This is a genomic window from Pseudomonas sp. Lb2C2, from assembly GCF_052112205.1.
Taxonomy (GTDB): Bacteria; Pseudomonadota; Gammaproteobacteria; order Pseudomonadales; family Pseudomonadaceae; genus Aquipseudomonas; species Aquipseudomonas kilonensis.
Genome location: NZ_JAUTYW010000014.1, coordinates 44,159 through 65,329, shown reverse-complemented (window position 1 = coordinate 65,329; position 21,171 = coordinate 44,159). Strand labels below are relative to the sequence as shown.

At 62.1% G+C, this 21,171-nt stretch carries 17 protein-coding genes, 1 tRNA gene and 2 rRNA genes; 17 read left to right on the top strand and 3 right to left on the bottom strand.

Annotated elements, in window-relative coordinates; translation table 11 throughout:
• The 8 genes from rrf (Q7F16_RS29910) to pgaD all read left to right on the top strand — a co-directional run.
• Positions 1 to 78 (top strand): 5S ribosomal RNA (gene rrf / locus Q7F16_RS29910); the annotation flags it as partial.
• A gap of 107 nt (positions 79 to 185) precedes the next feature.
• A 5S ribosomal RNA gene (rrf, locus tag Q7F16_RS29905) occupies positions 186 to 301 on the top strand.
• Positions 302 to 475: 174 nt separating this feature from the next.
• Positions 476 to 1,111 (top strand): hypothetical protein, encoded by a 636-nt coding sequence (locus Q7F16_RS29900; protein ID WP_014335921.1) that lies wholly within the window; start codon positions 476 to 478, stop codon positions 1,109 to 1,111.
• Between the two features lie 157 nt (positions 1,112 to 1,268).
• Positions 1,269 to 2,774 (top strand): YdgA family protein, encoded by a 1,506-nt coding sequence (locus Q7F16_RS29895; RefSeq protein ID WP_409557309.1) that lies wholly within the window; start codon positions 1,269 to 1,271, stop codon positions 2,772 to 2,774.
• 246 nt (positions 2,775 to 3,020) lie between these two features.
• A complete protein-coding gene (pgaA, locus tag Q7F16_RS29890) occupies positions 3,021 to 5,501 on the top strand; it encodes a poly-beta-1,6 N-acetyl-D-glucosamine export porin PgaA (RefSeq protein ID WP_409557308.1) in 2,481 nt (826 codons plus the stop codon).
• Between the two features lie 12 nt (positions 5,502 to 5,513).
• Positions 5,514 to 7,511: a poly-beta-1,6-N-acetyl-D-glucosamine N-deacetylase PgaB gene (pgaB, locus tag Q7F16_RS29885; RefSeq protein ID WP_409557307.1), complete on the top strand. Its 1,998-nt coding sequence runs from the start codon at positions 5,514 to 5,516 to the stop codon at positions 7,509 to 7,511.
• A gap of 1 nt (position 7,512) precedes the next feature.
• Positions 7,513 to 8,868: a poly-beta-1,6-N-acetyl-D-glucosamine synthase gene (pgaC, locus tag Q7F16_RS29880; RefSeq protein WP_014335925.1), complete on the top strand. Its 1,356-nt coding sequence runs from the start codon at positions 7,513 to 7,515 to the stop codon at positions 8,866 to 8,868.
• On the top strand, positions 8,865 to 9,371 hold the full coding sequence (gene pgaD, locus Q7F16_RS29875; protein WP_409557306.1) for a poly-beta-1,6-N-acetyl-D-glucosamine biosynthesis protein PgaD: 507 nt from the start codon (positions 8,865 to 8,867) through the stop codon (positions 9,369 to 9,371). Before pgaC ends, pgaD begins: the two co-directional genes overlap by 4 nt.
• 54 nt (positions 9,372 to 9,425) lie before the next feature.
• Here pgaD and Q7F16_RS29870 read toward each other — a convergent pair whose 3' ends face one another.
• Complete coding sequence (locus Q7F16_RS29870; RefSeq protein ID WP_409557305.1) at positions 9,426 to 10,958, bottom strand: FAD-dependent oxidoreductase; 1,533 nt, start codon at positions 10,956 to 10,958, stop codon at positions 9,426 to 9,428.
• Positions 10,959 to 11,097: 139 nt separating this feature from the next.
• Here Q7F16_RS29870 and Q7F16_RS29865 point away from each other — a divergent pair, with 139 nt between their 5' ends.
• The 3 genes from Q7F16_RS29865 to Q7F16_RS29855 all read left to right on the top strand — a co-directional run bounded on the left by Q7F16_RS29865 (position 11,098) and on the right by Q7F16_RS29855 (position 13,340).
• Positions 11,098 to 11,658, top strand: a complete 561-nt coding sequence (locus Q7F16_RS29865) for a YbhB/YbcL family Raf kinase inhibitor-like protein (protein ID WP_046065582.1) — start codon at positions 11,098 to 11,100, stop codon at positions 11,656 to 11,658.
• Between the two features lie 155 nt (positions 11,659 to 11,813).
• Positions 11,814 to 11,987: a hypothetical protein gene (locus Q7F16_RS29860; RefSeq protein ID WP_018606597.1), complete on the top strand. Its 174-nt coding sequence runs from the start codon at positions 11,814 to 11,816 to the stop codon at positions 11,985 to 11,987.
• 39 nt (positions 11,988 to 12,026) lie between these two features.
• A complete protein-coding gene (locus Q7F16_RS29855; RefSeq protein ID WP_014335930.1) occupies positions 12,027 to 13,340 on the top strand; it encodes an MFS transporter in 1,314 nt (437 codons plus the stop codon).
• Positions 13,341 to 13,349: 9 nt separating this feature from the next.
• Here Q7F16_RS29855 and Q7F16_RS29850 read toward each other — a convergent pair whose 3' ends face one another.
• Positions 13,350 to 14,228: a LysR family transcriptional regulator gene (locus Q7F16_RS29850; protein ID WP_409557304.1), complete on the bottom strand. Its 879-nt coding sequence runs from the start codon at positions 14,226 to 14,228 to the stop codon at positions 13,350 to 13,352.
• Positions 14,229 to 14,335: 107 nt separating this feature from the next.
• On the opposite strand from Q7F16_RS29850, the gene Q7F16_RS29845 reads away from it, so the two are divergent.
• The 5 genes from Q7F16_RS29845 (at position 14,336) to Q7F16_RS29825 (ending at position 19,201) form a co-directional block, all read left to right on the top strand.
• A complete protein-coding gene (locus Q7F16_RS29845) occupies positions 14,336 to 15,337 on the top strand; it encodes a zinc-dependent alcohol dehydrogenase family protein (RefSeq protein WP_046065585.1) in 1,002 nt (333 codons plus the stop codon).
• A 103-nt stretch (positions 15,338 to 15,440) separates the two neighbouring features.
• Positions 15,441 to 16,022 (top strand): hypothetical protein, encoded by a 582-nt coding sequence (locus tag Q7F16_RS29840; protein WP_409557303.1) that lies wholly within the window; start codon positions 15,441 to 15,443, stop codon positions 16,020 to 16,022.
• Between the two features lie 149 nt (positions 16,023 to 16,171).
• Complete coding sequence (locus Q7F16_RS29835; RefSeq protein WP_409557302.1) at positions 16,172 to 17,845, top strand: vWA domain-containing protein; 1,674 nt, start codon at positions 16,172 to 16,174, stop codon at positions 17,843 to 17,845.
• Positions 17,846 to 18,014: 169 nt separating this feature from the next.
• Positions 18,015 to 18,587 carry an RNA polymerase sigma factor gene (locus tag Q7F16_RS29830; RefSeq protein WP_079301891.1) on the top strand — a complete coding sequence of 191 codons (573 nt, stop codon included), beginning with the start codon at positions 18,015 to 18,017 and terminating at the stop codon, positions 18,585 to 18,587.
• Complete coding sequence (locus tag Q7F16_RS29825) at positions 18,584 to 19,201, top strand: hypothetical protein (RefSeq protein WP_095963402.1); 618 nt, start codon at positions 18,584 to 18,586, stop codon at positions 19,199 to 19,201. The genes Q7F16_RS29830 and Q7F16_RS29825 overlap by 4 nt, the downstream gene beginning before the upstream one ends.
• Before the next feature lie 62 nt (positions 19,202 to 19,263).
• On the opposite strand, the gene Q7F16_RS29820 is transcribed toward Q7F16_RS29825, so the two are convergent.
• Positions 19,264 to 19,340 (bottom strand) — tRNA-Arg (locus tag Q7F16_RS29820).
• Positions 19,341 to 19,689: 349 nt separating this feature from the next.
• Between Q7F16_RS29820 and gabD the strand changes: the two genes are divergently transcribed.
• Positions 19,690 to 21,132: an NADP-dependent succinate-semialdehyde dehydrogenase gene (gene gabD / locus Q7F16_RS29815; RefSeq protein ID WP_046065589.1), complete on the top strand. Its 1,443-nt coding sequence runs from the start codon at positions 19,690 to 19,692 to the stop codon at positions 21,130 to 21,132.
• The last annotated feature ends 39 nt before the right edge of the window (positions 21,133 to 21,171 follow it).

The following is a 21,171-nucleotide window of genomic DNA, read 5'->3' as shown; positions in this document are numbered from 1 at the left end:
CCCGAACTCAGCAGTGAAACGATGCATCGCCGATGGTAGTGTGGGGTTTCCCCATGTGAGAGTAGGTCATCGTCAAGATTAAATTCCGAAACCCCTATCTGCTGATGCAGGTAGGGGTTTTGTTTTTAGTAGAAATCATCGATTTTACTGACACGTTGCTGTTGAACGGGTCGGTCACAGAATTTCTTGACGACCATAGAGCATTGGAACCACCTGATCCCATCCCGAACTCAGCAGTGAAACGATGCATCGCCGATGGTAGTGTGGGGTTTCCCCATGTGAGAGTAGGTCATCGTCAAGATTGAATTCCCAGAACCCCTGTCTGCATCAGCAGCCAGGGGTTTTGTCGTTTTGGGCCGGTAATCGGATCAAGCCCTTCATGCCCCGGCAAACCCCCAATGCCGTTGCTATGCTGTGAGAGTCGGGCCTTGGCGACCAAGGGCCCGCGACGTCACTGGTCATGGGGATTCCAATAATGAAAAACCCTTATGCTCCCGGCTTTTGGTGTGCCACCGCGGCATTGCTGCTGCTTTCGGCCACTTATTTCTATGGCGTCATGCTCACTCACCAGATCGACAAAGCGCTGTTGTTCCTCGATAGCGCGGCGGCGTTGATCGGCGTGATATCCATTGCAATCGTGGCCTGGGCATCGCTTCAGGGCCAGCGCATCAAGAAAAAACACCTCGAGCAAGGCAAGACCCTGGTGCTGATTTGGGATACCAAGGTTGCGTTGCGTCGCGTCGAAACGGTGTTCGACCGTTATTTCTGGGGCAGTTACTGGCAGCCTGGCCGCACATTCCAGGAAGTTATGGGGGAGCTCACCGGTACCCCACTGGAAAAAAGCCTGGAAGCCCTGAAAACCCAATGCGCTGCCTTGGACAAGCAAATCACCCAGGACGGCTGGCATTGGCTCAACAACGCCCGAGAGCTGTGCGACGTGGCTAACGCCATGGCCCGTGAGCGCTATCAACTGGATTTCTGCGATTCACACTCAGACTCCTCGGGTGCGGCGGTGATCAATCGCGATTTCGAAGTGCTGGTGTACACCTGGACGGCCCGCCTCAAGACTTTCGACCATCAGCTCGACGAGATCGAAGTCCAATATTCGTAGACCACCTCGCAAGAAAACGTTTTTACCCCTTTAAACATTGGGCCCGCAGGGGTGCCTGATGGTAATCTCCCCTCCTCTTTGCGGCGTCGAGCCACACCCTTCGCGGGTCACGGAAGACGACGGCTTTCTTCAACCATGGATATCGATCGGGTCACTCATGAATAAATCAGCAAGCGTACTTCTGGGAATCGTTGTGGCTGTCGGTGCTATCAGCGCGGGCGGCGCCTGGTACACCGGGACCAAACTTGAAGGCGTGTTGAAAAACGCTATTGCCGACAGCAATAAGCAAATGCAGACAGCCTTGGCCGGGTCCAACAGCACTGCCGCCCTGGAGCTGGTTTCCATGGACCGTGGCACCTTCAGCAGCACCGCCCACTACCGTCTCAAAGGCGAAGGCGAGATATTCGGCGGTGAGTCGGTTGAGCTGCTCTTCGTCGACCAGATCGAGCACGGCCCGTTACCATTCTCGCGCTTGATTACGCTCAAGTGGCTGCCGGTGATGGCCACCAGTCACACCGCTCTCGAGCGCAATCCCCTGACTGACAAGTGGTTCGCTGCGACCAAGGACCAGTCCCCGCTCAAGGGTGTGGTCAACCTGGGTTACGACGAGTCCATCAATGGCACCTACGAGCTGCTGCCGTTGGACACCAAGCTGGATGAGCAGTCCCAGCTCACTTTCTCCGGCCTGAAAATCGATCTGGCCGCCAGCGCCCAAGGCCAGAAGGTCAAGGCCGATGGCTACATGGACAGTCTCAAGTTGACCACCGTCGCCGAAGATCAGACGCCAGTACAGGTCGAGCTGAACGGCCTGACATTGGCCAGCAACCTGAGCAAAAGCTCCTACGGTTACTACATGGGTGACAACACCCTGCTGATGAGCAGCACCAAGGCCACTTTTGGCGAGCCGAAGTCGGTGCTGGGCCTGAAGAACTTCGAAATGAAAAACAGCAGCAGCGAGAACGGTACCAGCGCTTCGGGGCGTGCCGATTACAAGATCGGTGAGCTGTCGTTCAACGACAAGACCATCGGTTCGGCGCAGATGGCTGTCAGTCTGAAGAATCTGGACATCCCGGCCACCATGTCGCTGATGCAGATTTACCAGACCAAGCTGCAACCCTACGAAAAAGTGGCTGCCGAGGCCGCAGCAGCCGGTGAGCCGGCGCCAGAGCTGAGCCTGACCGAAGCTGAAGAAGCGCAGGTCAAGGCTGATCTGGAAAAACTGCTGGCCGGCGCTCCGCAAGTGGCGCTAGAAAACCTGTCGTTCAACACCGCCAACGGTGAAAGCCGGGCCAGCCTGATCGTTGATCTGGCCAAGCCGCAGTCCATGGATTTGCCACCGGATGAATTGGGACGTCAGTTGCTCGCCCTGCTGGACTTCAATCTCAAGGTCTCCAAGCCGATGCTGGTGGATCTGATGACCGTACAGGCACAGATGGAAGGCCAGACCGATGCCAAGCTGATCGCCGACCAGGCCACTGCCACCAGCGATATGTTCAGCGCCATGGCGGTCGGTTCGGAACTGGCAACGCTTGAAGGCAACGATGTTGTCACCAAGCTGCACTACGCCAACAATCAGGTCGATTTCAACGGCCAGAAGATGACCGTTGAGCAATTCACGGCATTCGTGATGAGCAAGCTGGGTGGTGGCGTCGCCATCCAGTAAGCCGTTCAAGCGACATCCAGAACCCGGCCCGTGCATGATGCATGGGCCGGGTTTTTTTACGCCCATCGATCAGCCCAGCGCCGAAATCTGTACCGATTCTGAAGAATTGTGGCGTTCCTGAAGATGACCCGCCTGAGAGTGCAAGACTAGGCCCATTAGAGCTTGGCTGGATTCCTTTGATCCGGCTTCCTGTTTGATGGGCAAGGGGGCACTGCGACCCGGCTGGCCATGTAAGGATGCTGACGAATGCGGCGTACTGTGGGTCCTTTTATTCAACGTGGTTTGCGCCCGTTGTTTCGCGTCGCGCTGTGCAGCCAATTGTGCTGGCCGATGCTGGCGTTTGCCGATACCGCCTATGACCAAATGGTGCTCGACGCCCGTGCAGGCCATTACACGCCTGCGCTGACCGCGTTGCGCCAGGTGCCGGCTGGCCAGGCCAGCACTGCGCAGATCAGCGACCACCTGCAGATCGCCAGTTGGGCTGGCCTCGACGCCGAGGTGGTGACGGTCTATGAGACCCAGGGCCGCCATCGAGCGCTGCCTGTCCAGGCGCTGACTGCTACGGCTCGCGCCTATCGAAACCTCAAGCGTTGGGATTCGGCGCAAGAGCTGTACCGCCAGGCCTTGGTGATCGATCCCCAGAACCCCGACCTGCAACTCGGCCTGGCCTTGACCCAGGCCGATGGCGGTCAGCCCGACGAAGCCGTCACCCGCGCCAAGGCCATGGTCGCCGCCAAACCGGCAGATCCGATGCGTCGACTGGCGCTGGGTTATGCCCTGACCCGCGCCAACAACCCCCACGAAGCGCTGTTCGAATACGACCAGGCCTTCACCCGCGCGGGCAACAGCCCAGAGATTGCACGCGAATACATCTACGCTCTGCAACGCGCGCGGCTGCCCGAACCGGCGCTGCGCCTGGCGCGTCTGCAGCCGGGGCTGATCGATCGTGGTGTGCAGCGCCGCCTGGAAGGTGACGTAGCAGCCGAACGGGTGCGCCTGGCGGACATGACCAGTCGCAGTGAACAGGAGCGCTTCGTCATTGCCGACCGCGCCCTGGCCGACTACGACAAGCTGCTCGCCACCTGGACCCCGGTGGCCGAGGCCCATGACGACGTACTCCGTTGGCGCATCGATCGCATGGGCGCGCTCAATGCCCGCGCCCGTCGGGCTGAAGTGATTGCCGAATACCAGAAGCTGATCGCCGAGGGCGTGAGCATTCCCACGTATGCCCTGCGTTGGGTGGCTTCTTCCTATCTGGAGCAGCGTGAGCCGGAAATCGCCGTCGAACTGTACCGCCGGATTCTGATCGCGCCGGATGCCGATCCTGCGGAGCGCTTTGAAGACAGCACCGCGCTCTACTACGCGTTGCTGGAAAGTGAAAAGTCCGCAGAGGCCCGCGCACTGGCCGAAGACATGGCAAAAAACCAGCGCCCACGCATCGAGCTCAAGGGCCTGCCGATCGGCAACCCCAACGATGAATGGATGGACGCCCAGCAACTCGCCGCCCAGGCCGGCACTTACGGCGCCGACCTGCCTTCTGCCGAAGCGCGCCTGGACACCTTGGTCAACCAAGGCCCCGGCAACACCGGCATGCGCCTGGCCCAGGCCGATCTGTACCAGGCCCGCGACTGGCCGCGCCGTTCGGAAAACCTGCTCAAGGAAGTCGAGGCCACGATCCCGCGCAACCGTGACCTGGAAATCGCCCAGGCCCGCGCCGCCATGGATTTGCAGGAATGGCGGCAGATGGATGCACTGACCGACGACGTGGTCGCCCGCTATCCGGAAAATGCCCATGTCAAACGCCTGCAACGCCAGCGCGACGTACACGACATGGCCGAACTGCGCATTGAGGCCTACACCGGCAAGAGCTATGGCGGTGGCAGCGGTGACGCCGGTGCCGTCACTGGCAGCCGGGATTTTGGCATTGAAACGCTGCTCTACAGCCCGCCCATCGATGAAGACTGGCGGCTGTTCGGCGGCGCCGGCTACGCCACTGGTGATTTCGAGGAAGGCACCGGCCACCACCGTTGGCAGCGCCTGGGTGTGGAGCGTCGCACCCGGGACATGACGCTGGAAGCGGAGGTCTCCAATCACTCCTATGGCTCCGGCGACAAGCAGGGTGCGCGCCTGGCCGTGGCCCGGGACATCGACGACCACTGGCAGTACGGCGGCAGCCTGGATTATCTCTCGGCCAATACCCCGCTGCGGGCGCTCAACAGTGGCATCCGCGCCAACGGCGGTAGCGGTTTCGTACGCTGGCGTGCCAATGAGAGTCGCGAGTGGCGACTGGCTGTCAGCCCGTCCCATTTCAGCGATGGCAACAACCGCCTCGAAACCCAGCTGACCGGTCGCGAGGGCATCTACAGTGCGCCGCGCCTGCAAGTGGAACTGGGGTTGGAAGTGGGTGCCAGCCGTAATAGCGGTTCCAACGAAGTGCCTTATTTCAATCCGAAATCGGACTTCAGCGTCATGCCGACCGTGAGCGCCAACCACGTGTTGTACCGCCGCTACGAGACCACGTGGAGCCAGCAGTTCCAGGTCGGTGCCGGTACCTACAGCCAGCGCGACTACAACACCGCGGCCATGGGATTGCTCAGCTACGGCCAGCGTTTCATCTGGAACGACGTGCTGGAGGCCGGTGCCGCGCTGAGCTGGCTCAACCGCCCCTACGACGGCGATCGCGAAAGCGATCTGCGCCTGCTTGTCGACCTCACCTATCGCTTCTAGAAGAGTTTGAAGATGCCTGTCATTTCGCGATTCATCCTTCTGCTGGGGGCCTTGCTGATCAGCGCTTGTGCCCAGCAAGCCCCGGCGTTCACGCCGCCCTCGCAACGCCCGCTGGCAGCCAATGACGCCCCGTGGCCAAAGAACCATGTGCTCGGCATCGCCTACCACGATGTCGACGACCGCGACCCGGACCAGGCGCTGGTGGCCGTGCGTACCGAACGGCTGATCGAACAATTGGCGTGGTTGCGGGAAAACAACTACCAGCCGGTCACGGTGGATCAGATCATCACCGCCCGCAATGGCGGCCCGGAACTGCCGCCGCGTGCGGTGCTGCTGAGTTTCGACGATGGCTACTCAAGCTTCTACACCCGCGTCATGCCCATCCTGCGCGCCTATAACTGGCCGGCGATCCTCGCCCCGGTCGGCAGTTGGGTGGACACGCCGCTGAATCAAACGGTGGATTTCGCCGGGGTACCGCGCAAGCGTTCCGAGTTCCTGACCTGGGAACAGATTCGCGAGGTTTCCAAATCGGGCCTGGTGGAAATCGCCGCCCACACCGATGCCAACCACAAAGGCATCCTCGCCAACCCGCAAGGCAACCAGCAACCCGCCGCGACCACCCGGCGCTACGACCCCGTCACCGGTCGTTATGAGACCGAGGCCGATTTCCAGGCTCGCCTGCACAAGGACGTGGCGGCCATCTCCGAGAAAATTCGCAAGGTCACCGGCTACAGCCCGCGCGTCTGGGTCTGGCCTTACGGTGAAGCCGACGGCACGGCGTTGCAGGTGATTGGCAGCGAAGGCTATCAAATGGCCCTGACCCTGGAGGACGGTCTCGACAGCCTGGGTAACTTGATGAGTGGTCCACGCTTCCTGGTGGCGTCCGATCCGGATGGCGCCCGTTTCGCCGAAAGCATCGTCTCCGTACAGACGATGGACCCGATGCGTGTGGTGCATGTCGACCTGGATTACGTCTACGACTCGGACCCGGTGCAGCAGGAAGCCAACGTCGGCAAGTTGGTCCAGCGCATCTCCGACCTGGGCGCCAATACGGTGTTCCTGCAAGCCTTCGCCGACCCGAAAGGCGACGGCCTCGTGCATTCGTTGTACTTCCCCAACCGTCACCTGCCGGTACGCGCCGACCTGTTCGACCGGGTTGCATGGCAGTTGCGTACCCGGGCCAATGCCAAGGTCTATGCCTGGATGCCGGTGCTCAGTTTCGCCCTGGACGCGAAGCTTTCGCGGGTACAGCGCTGGGATCCGGAAACCGGAAAGACAGGCGTTGCCCCGGACCAGTACGTGCGTTTGTCGCCGTTCGACCCGAACGTGCGCAAGGTCATCGGCGAGATCTACCAGGACCTGGCGCGGATGAGCTCGTTGGATGGCGTTCTGTACCATGACGATGCGGTGTTCTCCGACTTCGAGGACGCCAGCCCCGCGGCCCTGAAAGTCTATGCCGCCCACGGTTTGCCGACGTCCATCGGCGCCCTGCGGGATGATCCGGCAGCGATGCAGCGCTGGACGCGTTTCAAGAGCCGCTACCTGATCGACTTCACCCATGAGCTGACCGCCAAGGTCCGGGCGGTTCGCGGTCCGCAGATCCTGACGGCGCGCAACATCTTTGCCGAACCGATGCTCAATCCGGAAAGCGAAGCCTGGTTCGCCCAGAACCTCGATGACTTCCTCGGTGCCTACGACTGGACGGCACCGATGGCCATGCCGCTGATGGAAAAGCAGACCCGCGAACAGTCCGGCCCCTGGCTCGAACGCCTGGTGGACACCGTCAAGGCTCGCCCCGGCGCGCTCAAGCGCACGGTGTTCGAATTGCAGGCCCGGGACTGGCACAGCAAGCCGGTCAGCGACATCGATGGCGCACAACTGGCCGACTGGATGGGGCGCCTCAAGCGCAAAGGCGTGACCAGCTTCGGCTACTACCCGGACAACTTCATCGAAGACCAGCCCGCTGTGAAAACCGTGCGGCCTGCGCTCTCCAACAAGTGGAATCCTTGACATGCTCGACAGACTGCTCGCCCTGCTGGTGCTGGCGATCGTCCTTGGGGTACCCCTGGGCCTGATCTTCCTGGTCACCGGGCAATTCCTGATGGACTTCGTGTTCTTTTACCCGCTGTTCATGTCCGGGCTGTGGATCGCCGGCGGCTTGTATTTTTGGCTGCACTGGGAGCGCCACTGGCCGTGGAAGGATGACACCTTGCCACCGCCCCTGGCCGGCGAGCCGTTGATCAGCATCCTGATCCCGTGCTTCAACGAAGGCGATAACGTCGCCGACACCATTCACGCGGCGCTGGGCCAGCATTATCCGAACATCGAAGTCATCGCCATCAACGACGGCTCCAAGGACAACACTGCCCAGATGCTCGATCAGCTGGCGGCTGAAGACCCGCGCCTGCGCGTCTTGCACCTGGCAGAAAACCAGGGCAAGGCCGTGGCCCTGCGCATGGGCGCCATCGCGGCGCGCAGCGAATACCTGGTGTGCATCGACGGTGACGCGCTGCTGGCGCCGAACACCTGTGCTTACCTGGTGGCGCCGATGCTGGACAACGCCCGCCTCGGCGCGGTGACCGGCAACCCACGCATCCGCACCCGCTCGACCCTGGTGGGCCGAGTCCAGGTTGGCGAGTTCTCCTCGATCATCGGCCTGATCAAGCGCACTCAACGGGTGTTCGGGCGGATCTTCACCGTGTCCGGCGTCATCGTCGCGTTCCGGCGTACCGCCCTGCACCGGGTTGGCTACTGGAGCCCGGACATGATCACCGAAGACATCGACATCAGCTGGAAGCTGCAACTGGATCACTGGAGCATCTTCTACGAGCCGCGCGCGCTGTGCTGGATCCTCATGCCCGAAACCCTGCGTGGCCTGTGGCGGCAACGGTTGCGCTGGGCCCAGGGTGGCGCGGAAGTGCTGTTCAAGAACATCCGTGGCATCTGGCAATACCGCCACCGCTACCTGTGGCCGCTGTTGTTCGAATATTGCCTGTCCACCGGTTGGGCGTTCACGTTCTTGCTGTCGGTGATTTTCTGGGGCGCCGGCAAATTCGTCGAGATGCCTGCGGCCATCGCCGTGGATCACCTGATGCCGCCGGCCTTCACCGGGTTGCTGCTGGCGGTGGTGTGCCTGCTGCAGTTCGCGGTGAGCATCCTGATCGATCGGCGCTACGAAAAAGGCCTGTGGCACATCATGTTCTGGGTGGTCTGGTATCCGTTGGTGTTCTGGCTGATCAGCCTCTTCACCACCCTGGTGAGTTTTCCAAAAGTGCTGTTCGGGCAGCATCAGAAGCGTGCGCGCTGGGTCAGTCCGGATCGCGGTATCAAACCGTTCGATGATCAGGAAGAGGAAGTGATCCGATGAAAATTATCAGGACCCGGCAACGGCCTTTTCTGGTGCTCATCGATGCGTTTTTTACCGTGCTGGCGTGGGTGGGGCTGTTGTATTTGCTGGCCAATGGGCTGTGGCCGCTGTTCGCGAGCCAGGCCGGTTCGCGCCCGGGAGGGTCCCTGTTCGATACCCTGGGGACCTTGCAGGTCTATGGCTGGATCGCGTTGGTCAACGCGGTGCTATTGATTACCTGGGCGCGTTACCAACAGCGCAAAAGCCGCAGCTTCGCCCAGCGTCGGTTGCCGGCCCCGGTAGTGAATGACCAGGGCTTGAGCGCCAGTTTCAAGTTGACCGACGAGCGCCTGGACACGCTGCGCCAGCCTGGCTCGAAGATCATCCATAACAACCAGGACGGCGACATCAGCCACGTCGTGGCGCATTTCCACTTGCTCAGCCCCGACTTGCAACCACCTCCCTTGGCACCGCTGGAGCGGCCCCGCGTGATTCACCTGCCGGCCGATCAGTCCGTGCATTGACGCCATCGCGAGCAGGCTCGCTCCCACAGGGGATTTGGGGGATGTGAGATGGGTCTACGACGAGAAGTCCCGGATCAGCCGCCATGCCTCGTCCACCGGCAACGGTTGTTTCATGCGCTGGGCCAACGCCGCCATGGCCCTGCCTTCATCACAGGCCACGGCGGCGGCAACGAGGCCGTCCTTGCCCAGCAGGGCGATAAAGGGCGGATGCTCGGGCGTGCCCTTGAATTCCACTTCGTCCCAGTGCTCGGCGTGGCCAAGATAGTCGTAGCGTTTGCCAAAGTGATAGGTCCAGAAAAACGGCACGTCCAGATAGTGCTCGTCGCCGCCGAGCATGTTCGCAGCGGCAATGCGCGCCTGTTGCTGGGCCAGGCACCAATGCTCGATGCGCTGGGGCTGGCCGTTGAGGGGGAAGGTGGCGATATCACCGACAGCCCATAAGCCGTCAGTCACTCGCATGCCCGCGTCGACGGACAGTGACTGGTCCTGTTCCCGTGGCAAGCCGGCAAAGGCCTCGGTAGCCGGGCGCACCCCGACGCCAATGATCACCAGGTCCGCGGCAACGCGCTGACCGTTAGCCAGCACCACGGCTTCGACCTTGCCCGCGCCCTCGATACGCGCCGCTTCGCCGCCGGTGTGGTACACCACACCATTGGCCCGGTGTCGGGCCAGGATGGCCTGGCCAACGCTCTCGCTCAATTGTGCGGCGAACGGCACCGGATGCCGGGCCAGGACGGTGACGTCCAGCTCGCGCTTGCGCAGGGACGAGGCCACCTCCATGGCGATGAAACTGTCGCCGATGATCACCGCCTGTTGCCCGGGCCGGGCCGTGTCGAGAATCTGCCGGGCGTGGGCGATCGAACGCAGCACGAAGACCTGTGGCAAATCGATACCGGGCAACGCCGGCGTCTTGGGTACCCCGCCAGTGGCAATCAGCGCGGCGTCGTAGTCCAGATGCCGGCCATCGGCGAGCTGGATTTGCCGAGCGTCGGGGTCCAAATGGGTGACCTCGCCATGGAGCCTTTCGATGCGTTGCTGGGTGAAATAGGTTTCATCGCGCAGCGGCGCCGTCTCGTTGACCGCCATGTCGCCGGCCAATACATACTTGCTCAGCACCGTACGGTCGTAGCCGGCTTCGGCCTCGCGGTCGATCATCAGGATTCGTCCGCCAAAACCTTTCTCGCGCAAGGCCGCCGCGCAAGCCGTGCCGGCAGCACCGGCGCCGATGATGACAAACGTGCGCGGGTCATCGGCCGGCGGGACTTTATCGGTTGGCAGTGGTTGGTCGTCGACCCAGACGTCACCGTCCCGGACCTCGACGTGATAGCGCGCCAGGCTGTCGAGGGCTGGCGGTTCACACAGTGCGCCGTCTTCAGCCCGGAACGCGGCCTTGTGCCACGGGCAAATCAACCTTCCATGGCACACCGCGCCCTTGGCCAGTGGTGCGCCGGCATGCGGGCATTTGCCCTGGAAGGCGCGTACCTGTACGCCGGAGCGCAACAGCAGGATGGACGTGTCGTCGATTTTGACTTCGAGGCCGCGGTCTTCACGAACGTCGGCGAAACGGGCGACTTGATGCAGAGACATGGTCATTCTCCGGCAGGCGTTTCCCTTTGGAGTCCCAGGGCCGGAACGAGTTTCAGCGTAATTGTCACTGCACCCTTGGCGAAGCTGCGGCTATAGTTCGCAAGCCGTCCATGGCCAGACACGCACAAGGTGCCCAGGTATGACCCGATTGAACTCTCTTTCCCCTTGGCTGGCGGCCGTCGCCCTGGTGCTGTGCGCACAAGGAGTTGTCCAGGCCGAGGAGCGTTTTACCCTCAGCATCCCCGGTGTGTCGGACGACCGCCTCTTCACGGCGGCAGCAGCCAGTGATGCCAACACCTGTGGTGGCAAGAACATTTCTCCGGCCTTGAGCTGGAACGCCGGCCCGCCCGGCACCCTCAGCTACGCCATCGTCATGTTGGACCCGGACGGTCAAAGGGGCCAAGGTGTCGACCACTGGATCCACTACGGCATCAAGGCCACAACGCGGCAGATTCCGGCGGGCGCCGGTACCAAGTCCTCCTTGGAAGGCATGAGCGGTATCAACAGCAAGAACACCCACGGCTACATCGGTCCTTGCCCGCCTGTCGGCGACAGCGCTCACCACTACCTGATCCAGCTTTTCGCCCTGGACCTGCCGCCGGAAGCCCTGCCAGCCGACCTCACCCGCGTCCAACTGATGGAAAAAATCAAAGGCCACGTCCTGCGCAACAGCAGCGTAGTGCGCCGCTATCACCGCTGACTCGAACAGCACAAACCCCCTGTGGCCAGGGAGCTTGCTCCCGCTGGGCGTGAAGCAGCCCCCCACAGTGGCGCTGACGCCCCGACGCAACATTGGCATCACGCGCCAAAAGCGAGCACTATCGAGCCCCTGTTCACTCATGCCGGAGGATGGCGATGACGCAGAAACCCGACGGCATCGCCCGCCTCCTGAACTGCCCCACCAAGGGCGACGAGATACGCCGGGCCATCGCCCAGAGCCGCAAGGATTTCCTGCCTGTCGACGAGGCCGAAGACGCCGAGCCAGGCCAGCCACCGGTTCAACCGGTGGACCATGATCGCGACGACTGAGCCGTCGCCCTCTCTCAAACTTATTGTTCAACTCTGCCTATGACTGCCACCCCTGTTCTACCCGGTGACCGATTCAGCCGATCCGATTACAAGACCCTGGGCCTGGCCGCCTTGGGAGGCGCGCTGGAGATCTACGATTTCATCATCTTCGTCTTCTTCGCCCTGACCCTCAGCCAGTTGTTCTTCCCGCCGGAAATGCCCGATTGGCTGCGCTTGCTGCAAAGCTTCGGGATTTTCGCCACCGGCTACCTGGCCCGGCCCCTGGGCGGCATTCTCATGGCGCACTTCGCCGATCGCCTGGGACGCAAGCGCGTGTTCAGCCTGAGCATCCTGATGATGGCCTTGCCGTGCCTGCTCATCGGCGTGATGCCGACCTACGCGCAAATCGGTTATTTCGCGCCGTTGTTGCTGCTGGCACTGCGCATCCTGCAGGGCGCGGCGGTGGGTGGTGAGGTGCCCAGCGCCTGGGTGTTCGTGGCCGAACATGCACCGCTGCACCATCGCGGCTATGCCCTGGGTTTCCTCCAGGCCGGCCTGACCTTCGGCTACTTGCTGGGCGCCTTGACCGCAACGGCGCTGGCGCGGATCTACACGCCGGCAGAGATTCTCGATTACGCCTGGCGCCTGCCGTTCCTGTTGGGTGGGGTCTTCGGCGTGATCGGCGTCTGGCTGCGTCGCTGGCTGAGCGAAACGCCGATCTTCATGGCCCTGCAAGCCAATCGCGAAGGCGCTGCGGAACTGCCGTTGCGCACGGTCCTGCGCGACCATCGCCAGGCCTTATTGCCTGCCGCGATCCTGACCTGTGTGCTGACCTCGGCCGTGGTGGTGTTCGTGGTCATCACCCCGACCGTGATGCAAAAAAGCTTCGGCATGACCCCCAGCCATACGTTCGCCCTGAGCAGCCTGGGCATCGTCTTCCTGAACATCGGCTGTGTCCTGGCCGGCCTCATCGTCGACCGCATCGGCGCCTGGCGCACCGTCATGCTCTACAGCCTGCTGCTGCCTGTGGGCATTGCCGTGCTCTACGCCAGCCTGATCAGCGGCAGCGCCTGGCTGGGCCTGGCCTACGCCGTGGCGGGCCTGGGTTGCGGCGTGGTTGGTGCGGTGCCTTCGGTCATGGTTAGCCTGTTCCCGCCGAAGATCCGCGTGTCCGGCATCTCGCTCACCTACAACATCGCCTATGCCCTGTGGGCCAGCATGACGCCGCTGATGCTGATCGCCTTGGTGCCGTGGAGCCCATGGGTGTGCGTAGTCTATTGCGGTGTGATGGGCGCGGTGGGCGTGGCCGCGGCGGCGTATTTTCCCGGGCGGCATGGGAAGGCTGCGCAGCCGTCATTGGCCTGTGAGTCCTGACCCGGCTGTTTAAAGACGCTCGCGCAAAAAATCCACAAAGGCCCGGGTTCGTGCCGAGCGTCGTCGATCTTGACTGAACACGGCGCTGATGGGCAGCGCCAGTGGCTGGTAATCGGCAAGCACGGTGCAGACGGTTCCCTGGCGAACATCGGCCGCGAACAACCACTGCGGTGACAGCGAAACGCCCAGCCCCGACAGCACCATTTCCCGGATTGCCTCGCTGCTGTTGCAGGTGACGTTGCCCTTGATCGTGACGCTGTACTGGCGGCCATCCAGGTCGAACCGCCAGACGTCGTAATGCTCCAGCAGCGTGAACGCCAAACAGTTATGGCCGGCCAGATCAGCCGGTGCGAGGGGCGTGCCATGCTGTTGCAGATAGGCGGGGGAGGCGTACACCCGGCGCGGGCTGTCGCCGAGGGAGATCGCTACCAGCCCTTCGCTTTTCACCACGCCAATGCGAATGGCCAGGTCGATGTTCTCCTTCAATACATCCTCGTTCTGATCGCTTAGCCTCAAGTCGATCCGAAGCTGTGGGTGACGCGCGAGGAACTCGCCCACCAAGGGTGCAATGCACAAGCGGCCGAAACTGACGGGCGCCGCCACGCGCAGAAGGCCGGCGATCTGTTCCTGCCCACTGGCGAAACTGAGCCGTGCGGCGTCCAGGCTGGCGAGTATGTCCTTGCTTTCGGCGTAGAAGCGCTGCCCCTGGTCGGTCAGCGCGAGATGGCGGGTGCTGCGGGCGAACAGCGCCCCGCCCAGATGTTGCTCCAACGCACGGATCTGCTTGCTCACCGCCGGTTGGCCCAGGTTCAGTTCCCTGGCGACGGCCGAGAACGAGCCGCGCTCCACCACCCGCACGAACACCTGCATTGCGTCGAACAGATCCATCAGGATTTGATCTCTGTCTGGAATAAATCCTATCCATTGTTGCTCACTTATCGGAATGCGTCTTCCCTCGCACTATGAGCCTGCCCACTCATTGGAGGTTTACCGTCATGAACAACACCATGTCCGCCGCCGTTGCCGAAACCGCTCAGGCTGCGCTGATTGTCCGTTCCATCTCCCGGCCCATTCCCGGCAAAGGTCAGGTATTGATCAAGGTGCATGCCGCCGGAATCAACCCGCTGGACACCAAGATCGCGGCGGGAGGCGGGGCCCACGCACGCCAGCCGCTGCCCGCCGTGTTGGGGATTGACCTGGCCGGAACGGTGGTTGAACGGGGAGAGGGCGTGAATGACTTCGCGCCTGGCGACGAGGTGTTCGGCATGGCCGGCGGGATCGGCGGGGCCCAAGGCGCGCTGGCCGAATACATCGCGGTCGATGCCCGCCTGATTGCGCCCAAGCCTCGCTCACTGAGCATGCGCGAAGCGGCCGCCTTGCCGCTGGCATTCATTACGGCCTGGGAAGGCTTGGTCGATCGGGCCAACGTTCGGGCCGGGCAACAGGTGCTGATTCATGGCGGGGCGGGCGGCGTCGGTCAAATGGCCGTGCAAATCGCCAAGGCCCGGGGCGCCGAGGTCTACGCCACGGGCTCGGCCGACAGCCAGGCTTTCATCCGCGAACTGGGCGCGTCAGCCATCGACTATCGAACCCAGGACACTGACAGCTACGTGCGCCAATACACCGATGGCGAAGGCTTCGACATCGTCTACGACACCGTGGGCGGCCCGACCCTGGATGCGTCCTTCAACGCGGTAAAGACCTACACCGGCCATGTGCTCAGTTGTCTCGGCTGGGGCCAACACAGCCTCGCGCCGTTGTCGTTCCGAGGGGCGAGCTATTCCGGGGTGTTTACGTTGATGCCGCTGCTGACTGGCAAGGGGCGAGAGCATCATGGTCAGATCTTGCGGGAGGCCGCCGCTCTGGTGGAGTCAGGGCAACTGCGGATCAAGCTGGATCAGCGCCGGTTTGGCCTGGAGCAAGTCAATGAGGCCTTTGCCCAGGTAGCCGAGGGGCGTGGGGCGGGGAAAACGGTAGTGGACATTGGGATTGAGTGAGACGGGACCGCACTCCGTCAGGGCCAAACAACTTGAGCGCTCATTCAAACCCCGTAGAATGCAGCCGCCATTATGCCGCTACCTCTCAAGGACGAATTCAAACATGCGAGTTTTTACCCTCTTGCTGGCTCTCTGCCTTATGGCAGGTTGCGCTTCCAAGCCCGACTACTACATTTCCCCTGCGCCGGTGGCGATCCCCGAGACCGCCACCTATTGGATCGACACGTTCAACGTTGAAGTCGTCGGCAAAAACGAACGCTTTCTGCCCGACGAAAAAGTCCGTGACCAGTTGCACACCGACCTGATCGTCCGTCTGCTCGACGGCAATCGCTATGCCTCCAGCAAGGAAACCGCTGACTATCTGCTGGACGTCAACGCCGTCTATGCGCGCCGTATTCAGGACACCCAAGGTGGTTTCATGAACAAGATCGTCGCTGACGGTACGTATCTGGCCAGTGTCGATTTCAATTATCAGGTCAAGGTGAGGAAGGCCGATGTCGAGGTGCTGCACTTTGCCCAGGCCCGCCAGGGGCTGATGCCGGGTGGGGCAATCGGGCAACTTGAGGTCCTGAAAGGCATGACGGGGGCGCTGACGAACAGAGGCAACTCCAATGTCGAAGACTATTACACCGGCCATTTGAGCGGATTCATCGCCGATGATCTGCGGGGCATTCCGTCCCGCTGACAATACCTGCTGCAACGGGCTGGCCACTTTGGGGGTGGCCAGCCCGGTTTTTTTCAGCGCGCCAAAAAAATTTCCTGGTCGTTAACCCGAACCTCGTGTGCCTTGCGTCTGACCCTGTGTAGGAATCATTCATTCACGAGGTTCAGCCCATGTTCCGTCCACTTCCCTTTATGCGTCCTGCTGCCCAGGGCTTCGCCGTGACTTTGCTGGTGGCGTTGGCCGGTTGTGGGTTGTCTTCCCGGGAGGCTGCCAAGCCCTCCGAGCCGGTAGCCGTGGCGCCCAGTGTTGTGCCGCAAGGCGAGATCGCCGAAGTGCGCCAGTCGACGGTCAAGCGCATGCTCATGAAGCCGGCAGCGATGCCCGCTCCTAGCGTGGCGAACGATGCCATCGCCGGGGGGTACCGTGCCGAGCCGCGTGAACAGTACGAAAAACTGCCGGACAACCCGATTCACAGCGTGGCCGAAACGCCGGTCTCGACCTTCAGCGTGGATGTCGACACCGGCAGCTATGCCAATGTGCGACGTTTGCTCAATCAAGGCAGCCTGCCCCCCGAAGGTGCCGTGCGGCTGGAGGAAATGGTCAATTATTTTCCGTATAGCTATGCCCTGCCCACTGACGGCTCACCCTTTGGCGTGACCACCGAGGTGGCCCCATCGCCGTGGAACCCTCACACCCGCTTGCTGCGCATCGGCATCAAGGCCAGCGACCGCGCCGTGGCGGATCTGGCGCCGGCCAACCTGGTCTTCCTGGTGGACGTTTCCGGATCCATGGACCGTCGCGAAGGGCTGCCGCTGGTCAAGAGCACGCTGAAGCTGCTGGTGGACCAACTGCGTGACCAGGACCGGGTGTCCCTGGTGGTCTATGCCGGTGAATCCCGGGTGGTGCTCAAGCCCACCTCGGGGCGCGACAAGGTGACCATCCGCAACGCCATCGATCAACTCGACGCCGGTGGTTCCACCGCGGGCGCCTCGGGTATCGAACTGGCCTACCAGATGGCTCGGGAAAGCTTTATCGACAAAGGCATCAACCGGATCCTGCTGGCCACCGATGGCGACTTCAACGTCGGTGTCAGTGATTTCGACAGCCTCAAGCAGATGGCGGTGGACCAGCGTAAAAGCGGCGTCTCCCTGACGACGCTGGGCTTCGGTGTGGATAACTACAATGAACACCTGATGGAGCAATTGGCTGACGCCGGTGACGGCAACTACGCCTACATCGACAACCTGCTCGAAGCGCGCAAGGTCTTGGTGGACCAGCTCAGTTCCACCCTGGCGGTGGTGGCGCGGGATGTGAAGTTGCAGGTGGAGTTCAACCCCGCCCAGGTCAGTGAGTATCGCCTGCTCGGTTATGAAAACCGCGCGTTGAAGCGTGAGGACTTCAACAACGACAAGGTCGACGCGGGCGAGATCGGTGCCGGGCATACGGTGACGGCCTTGTATGAAATTGTCCCGAAGGGCCAGCCGGGCTGGTTGGAGCCGCTGCGCTATGCCAGCACGCCCCAGTCGGAGGGTAAATCAGGCGAATTGGCGATGTTGCGCGTACGCTACAAACCCGCTGAGGGCGGTAGCAGTCGATTGATCGAGCATCCGATTGCGGGCGTGCAGGACGAAGACAAGGCCAGCGATGACCTGCGCTTCTCGGCCGCCGTGGCGGCCTTCGCCCAACAGCTCAAGGGGGACGGGCGCTACACTGGGACGATGAGCTTGAAGGACACCGCGCAATTGGCTCGCTCGGCGCGTGGTGATGATCCGTTTGGGCTGCGTGCCGAGTTTGTGCAGTTGGTGGAGCTTGCCCAGAGCCTCGAGCCTGCGGCCAAGCGCTGATCCTGGCCACGACGGGGATCAAATGTGGGAGCTGGCTTGCCTGTGAAGGCGGCGTGTCAGGCACAGCAGTTTCGCCTGACACGCCGCCTTCGCGGGCAAGCCCGGCTCCCACAGAGTCCTCTGCAATCTGCAAGACCGTGTTCTACATCGAAAGGAGTTCGTCACCGACATGCCCGCTGCGCTTGATTCTCCCAGCGACGAATCGCTGCTGGCCCGCTACCGCAATGGCGATGGGGCTTCTTTCGAAGTCCTCTACGCCCGCCATCGGCAAGGGCTTTACCGGTTCCTGGTGTCCTTGAGCAACAAGGCCGAACTGGCCGAAGAAGTGTTCCAGGACACTTGGCTCAGCCTGATTCGCAGCACCACCCAGCCACAAGGCCGGGCGAGTTTTCGTACCTGGTTGTTCCAGATTGCCCGCAACCGCTTGATCGACCACTGGCGCAAGCAGGGTGTCCACAACCCGTTGCACGACAGCTACGACGAGCAGCTTCACGTCCAACCCGACGACACCAGCAGCCCTGAGCAACAGCTGAGCCTGAGTCGCGATCAGGCGCGTCTCGACGCCGCGTTGCAGGCCTTGCCCGAAGATCAGCGGGAAGTCTTCCTGCTGCGCCTGCACGGCGACCTGGAGCTGCCACAGATTGCCGCCTTGACCGGCGCCCCGCTGGAAACGGTCAAGAGCCGCTTGCGTTACGCCCAGCAGAAATTGCATCGACTGCTGGCCGAGGAGGTACCCGCATGATCGACCCTAAACACACCCCGGCCCCCGATGATGAAATGCTGATCGAGCATTTCCGCCAGCACGCCAGCGCCGAGCCGCCGGCCTCCCTGGACGCCTTCATCCTGGCCGCCGCCCGCCGTGAAGCCCCGACGCCCGCGCCAAGCCTGTGGCAGCGCTGGCTACAGGCCTGCCAACGGCCGCGCTGGCAAATGGCATTCGCCACGGTCGCCGGCGTGGCGCTGATGATCGGCCTGGTGCTGCGTTCGCCCGTGCCTCACGAGGAACTGTCCGCACCCGCTTCGATGGAGTTTTCCGCCGATCGGCAAGCGCCCGCCGTTGCCGCTGCACCACCGCCGGCCATGCCCGCCCCCGCACCGATCACCCGCATGGCGCCCCAGGGCGAACTGGCCCGCGCCCCGGCAAGCCCGATGCAATCGTTGGCGGAAAAGCCTGCGGCGAAAATGAGCAAATCGGCGCCCGCTGCACTGCCATCGCTGGAGCAGGGCCTGATGGAAATCCTGCGTTTGCGCGAGGTGGGTGAGAGCAAGGCGGCTGATGAGAAACTGCTGGCGCTGCATAAGCGCTTTCCCGAGGAGGACTTGCCTGCGCGGTTGGAGGCGTTGCGCAAGCGTTGAGTAAGATCAGCGCCCACAAAAAAGCCCCAGGTCTTGCGACCTGAGGCTTTTGATTCTGAAGATGGTGCACCAGGCGGGATTCGAACCCACGACCCCTGCCTTCGGAGGGCAGTACTCTATCCAGCTGAGCTACTGGTGCGACGCGGGCGCCATGATACTCATATGCATCGCGGGCGTCCATGCTGCTGATTTGCCGGTGTTTTCATAAGGCTGGGCGGGCATCGGCTACGCTGATCAGAAAAAGCGGGCAAATTCGGTTTTTTCGTTCTTTTTTTCGAACAGCCTATTGTCCTTCACCCCTATCGGCCCTAGGATTCGTTTGAGATTTCAAACGCTCTTGTCTGGGTGCTGAACCGCACGTCTGTGCTTTTGTGCGTTATTTCTGTGCTTCAGCCCGGTGAATGATTTCCCTGACGGCAGCCCCCGAGGCGCCTTTCTACAAATCTAATACGCTCCGCGTGCGCGCGGTGCTGTTAAGGAAAGCCGACATGCAGCTTAAAGACACCCAGTTGTTCCGCCAGCAAGCCTTCATCGATGGCGCTTGGGTCGATGCGGACAATGGTCAGACAATCAAGGTCACCAACCCGGCGACGGGCGAAGTGTTGGGCACTGTGCCGAAGATGGGCGCCGCCGAAACCCGTCGGGCGATTGAAGCCGCCGACAAGGCGCTGCCTGCCTGGCGTGCACTGACCGCCAAGGAGCGCGCCAACAAGCTGCGCCGCTGGTACGAATTGCTGATCGAAAACCAGGACGACCTCGGTCGCCTGATGACCCTGGAACAAGGCAAGCCACTGGCCGAAGCCAAGGGCGAAATCGTCTACGCCGCCTCGTTCATCGAATGGTTCGCCGAGGAAGCCAAGCGCATCTACGGTGACGTGATTCCCGGCCACCAACCCGACAAGCGCCTGATCGTGATCAAGCAGCCGATCGGCGTGACCGCGGCCATTACCCCGTGGAACTTCCCGGCCGCGATGATCACCCGCAAGGCCGGCCCAGCCCTGGCTGCCGGTTGCACCATGGTCATCAAGCCAGCGTCGCAAACCCCGTTCTCGGCCCTGGCCCTGGTGGAACTGGCGCACCGTGCCGGCATTCCGCAAGGCGTGTTGAGCGTCGTTACCGGCAGCGCCGGCGACATCGGTGGCGAGCTGACCAGCAACCCGATCGTGCGTAAGCTGTCCTTCACCGGCTCGACCGAGATCGGTCGCCAGTTGATGGCCGAATGTGCCAAGGACATCAAGAAAGTCTCCCTGGAACTGGGCGGCAACGCGCCGTTCATCGTGTTCGACGACGCGGACCTGGATAAGGCCGTCGAAGGCGCGATCATTTCCAAATACCGCAACAACGGCCAGACCTGCGTTTGCGCCAACCGTCTGTACATCCAGGATTCGGTGTACGACGCGTTCGCCGAAAAACTCAAGGCTGCGGTCGCCAAGCTCAAGATCGGCAACGGTCTGGATGATGGCACCACCACCGGTCCCTTGATCGACGGCAAAGCGGTCGCCAAGGTGCAGGAACACATCGCTGATGCCGTCAGCAAAGGCGCGACCGTGCTCTCGGGCGGCAAGGCGATGGAAGGCAATTTCTTCGAGCCGACCATCCTGACCAACGTACCGAAGAACGCCGCCGTGGCGAAGGAAGAAACCTTCGGCCCGCTGGCGCCGCTGTTCCGTTTCAAAGACGAAGCCGAAGTGATCGCGATGTCCAACGACACCGAGTTCGGCCTGGCTTCGTACTTCTATGCCCGCGACCTGGGCCGTGTGTTCCGTGTGGCCGAAGCCCTGGAGTACGGCATGGTCGGCGTCAACACCGGGTTGATTTCCAACGAAGTCGCGCCATTCGGCGGCATCAAGGCTTCGGGCCTGGGCCGTGAAGGCTCCAAGTACGGCATCGAGGATTACCTGGAAATCAAATACCTCTGCCTGGGTATCTGATCTGCTTCAAGCGCAAAGGGCACGAGAGCGCTGTCCCTT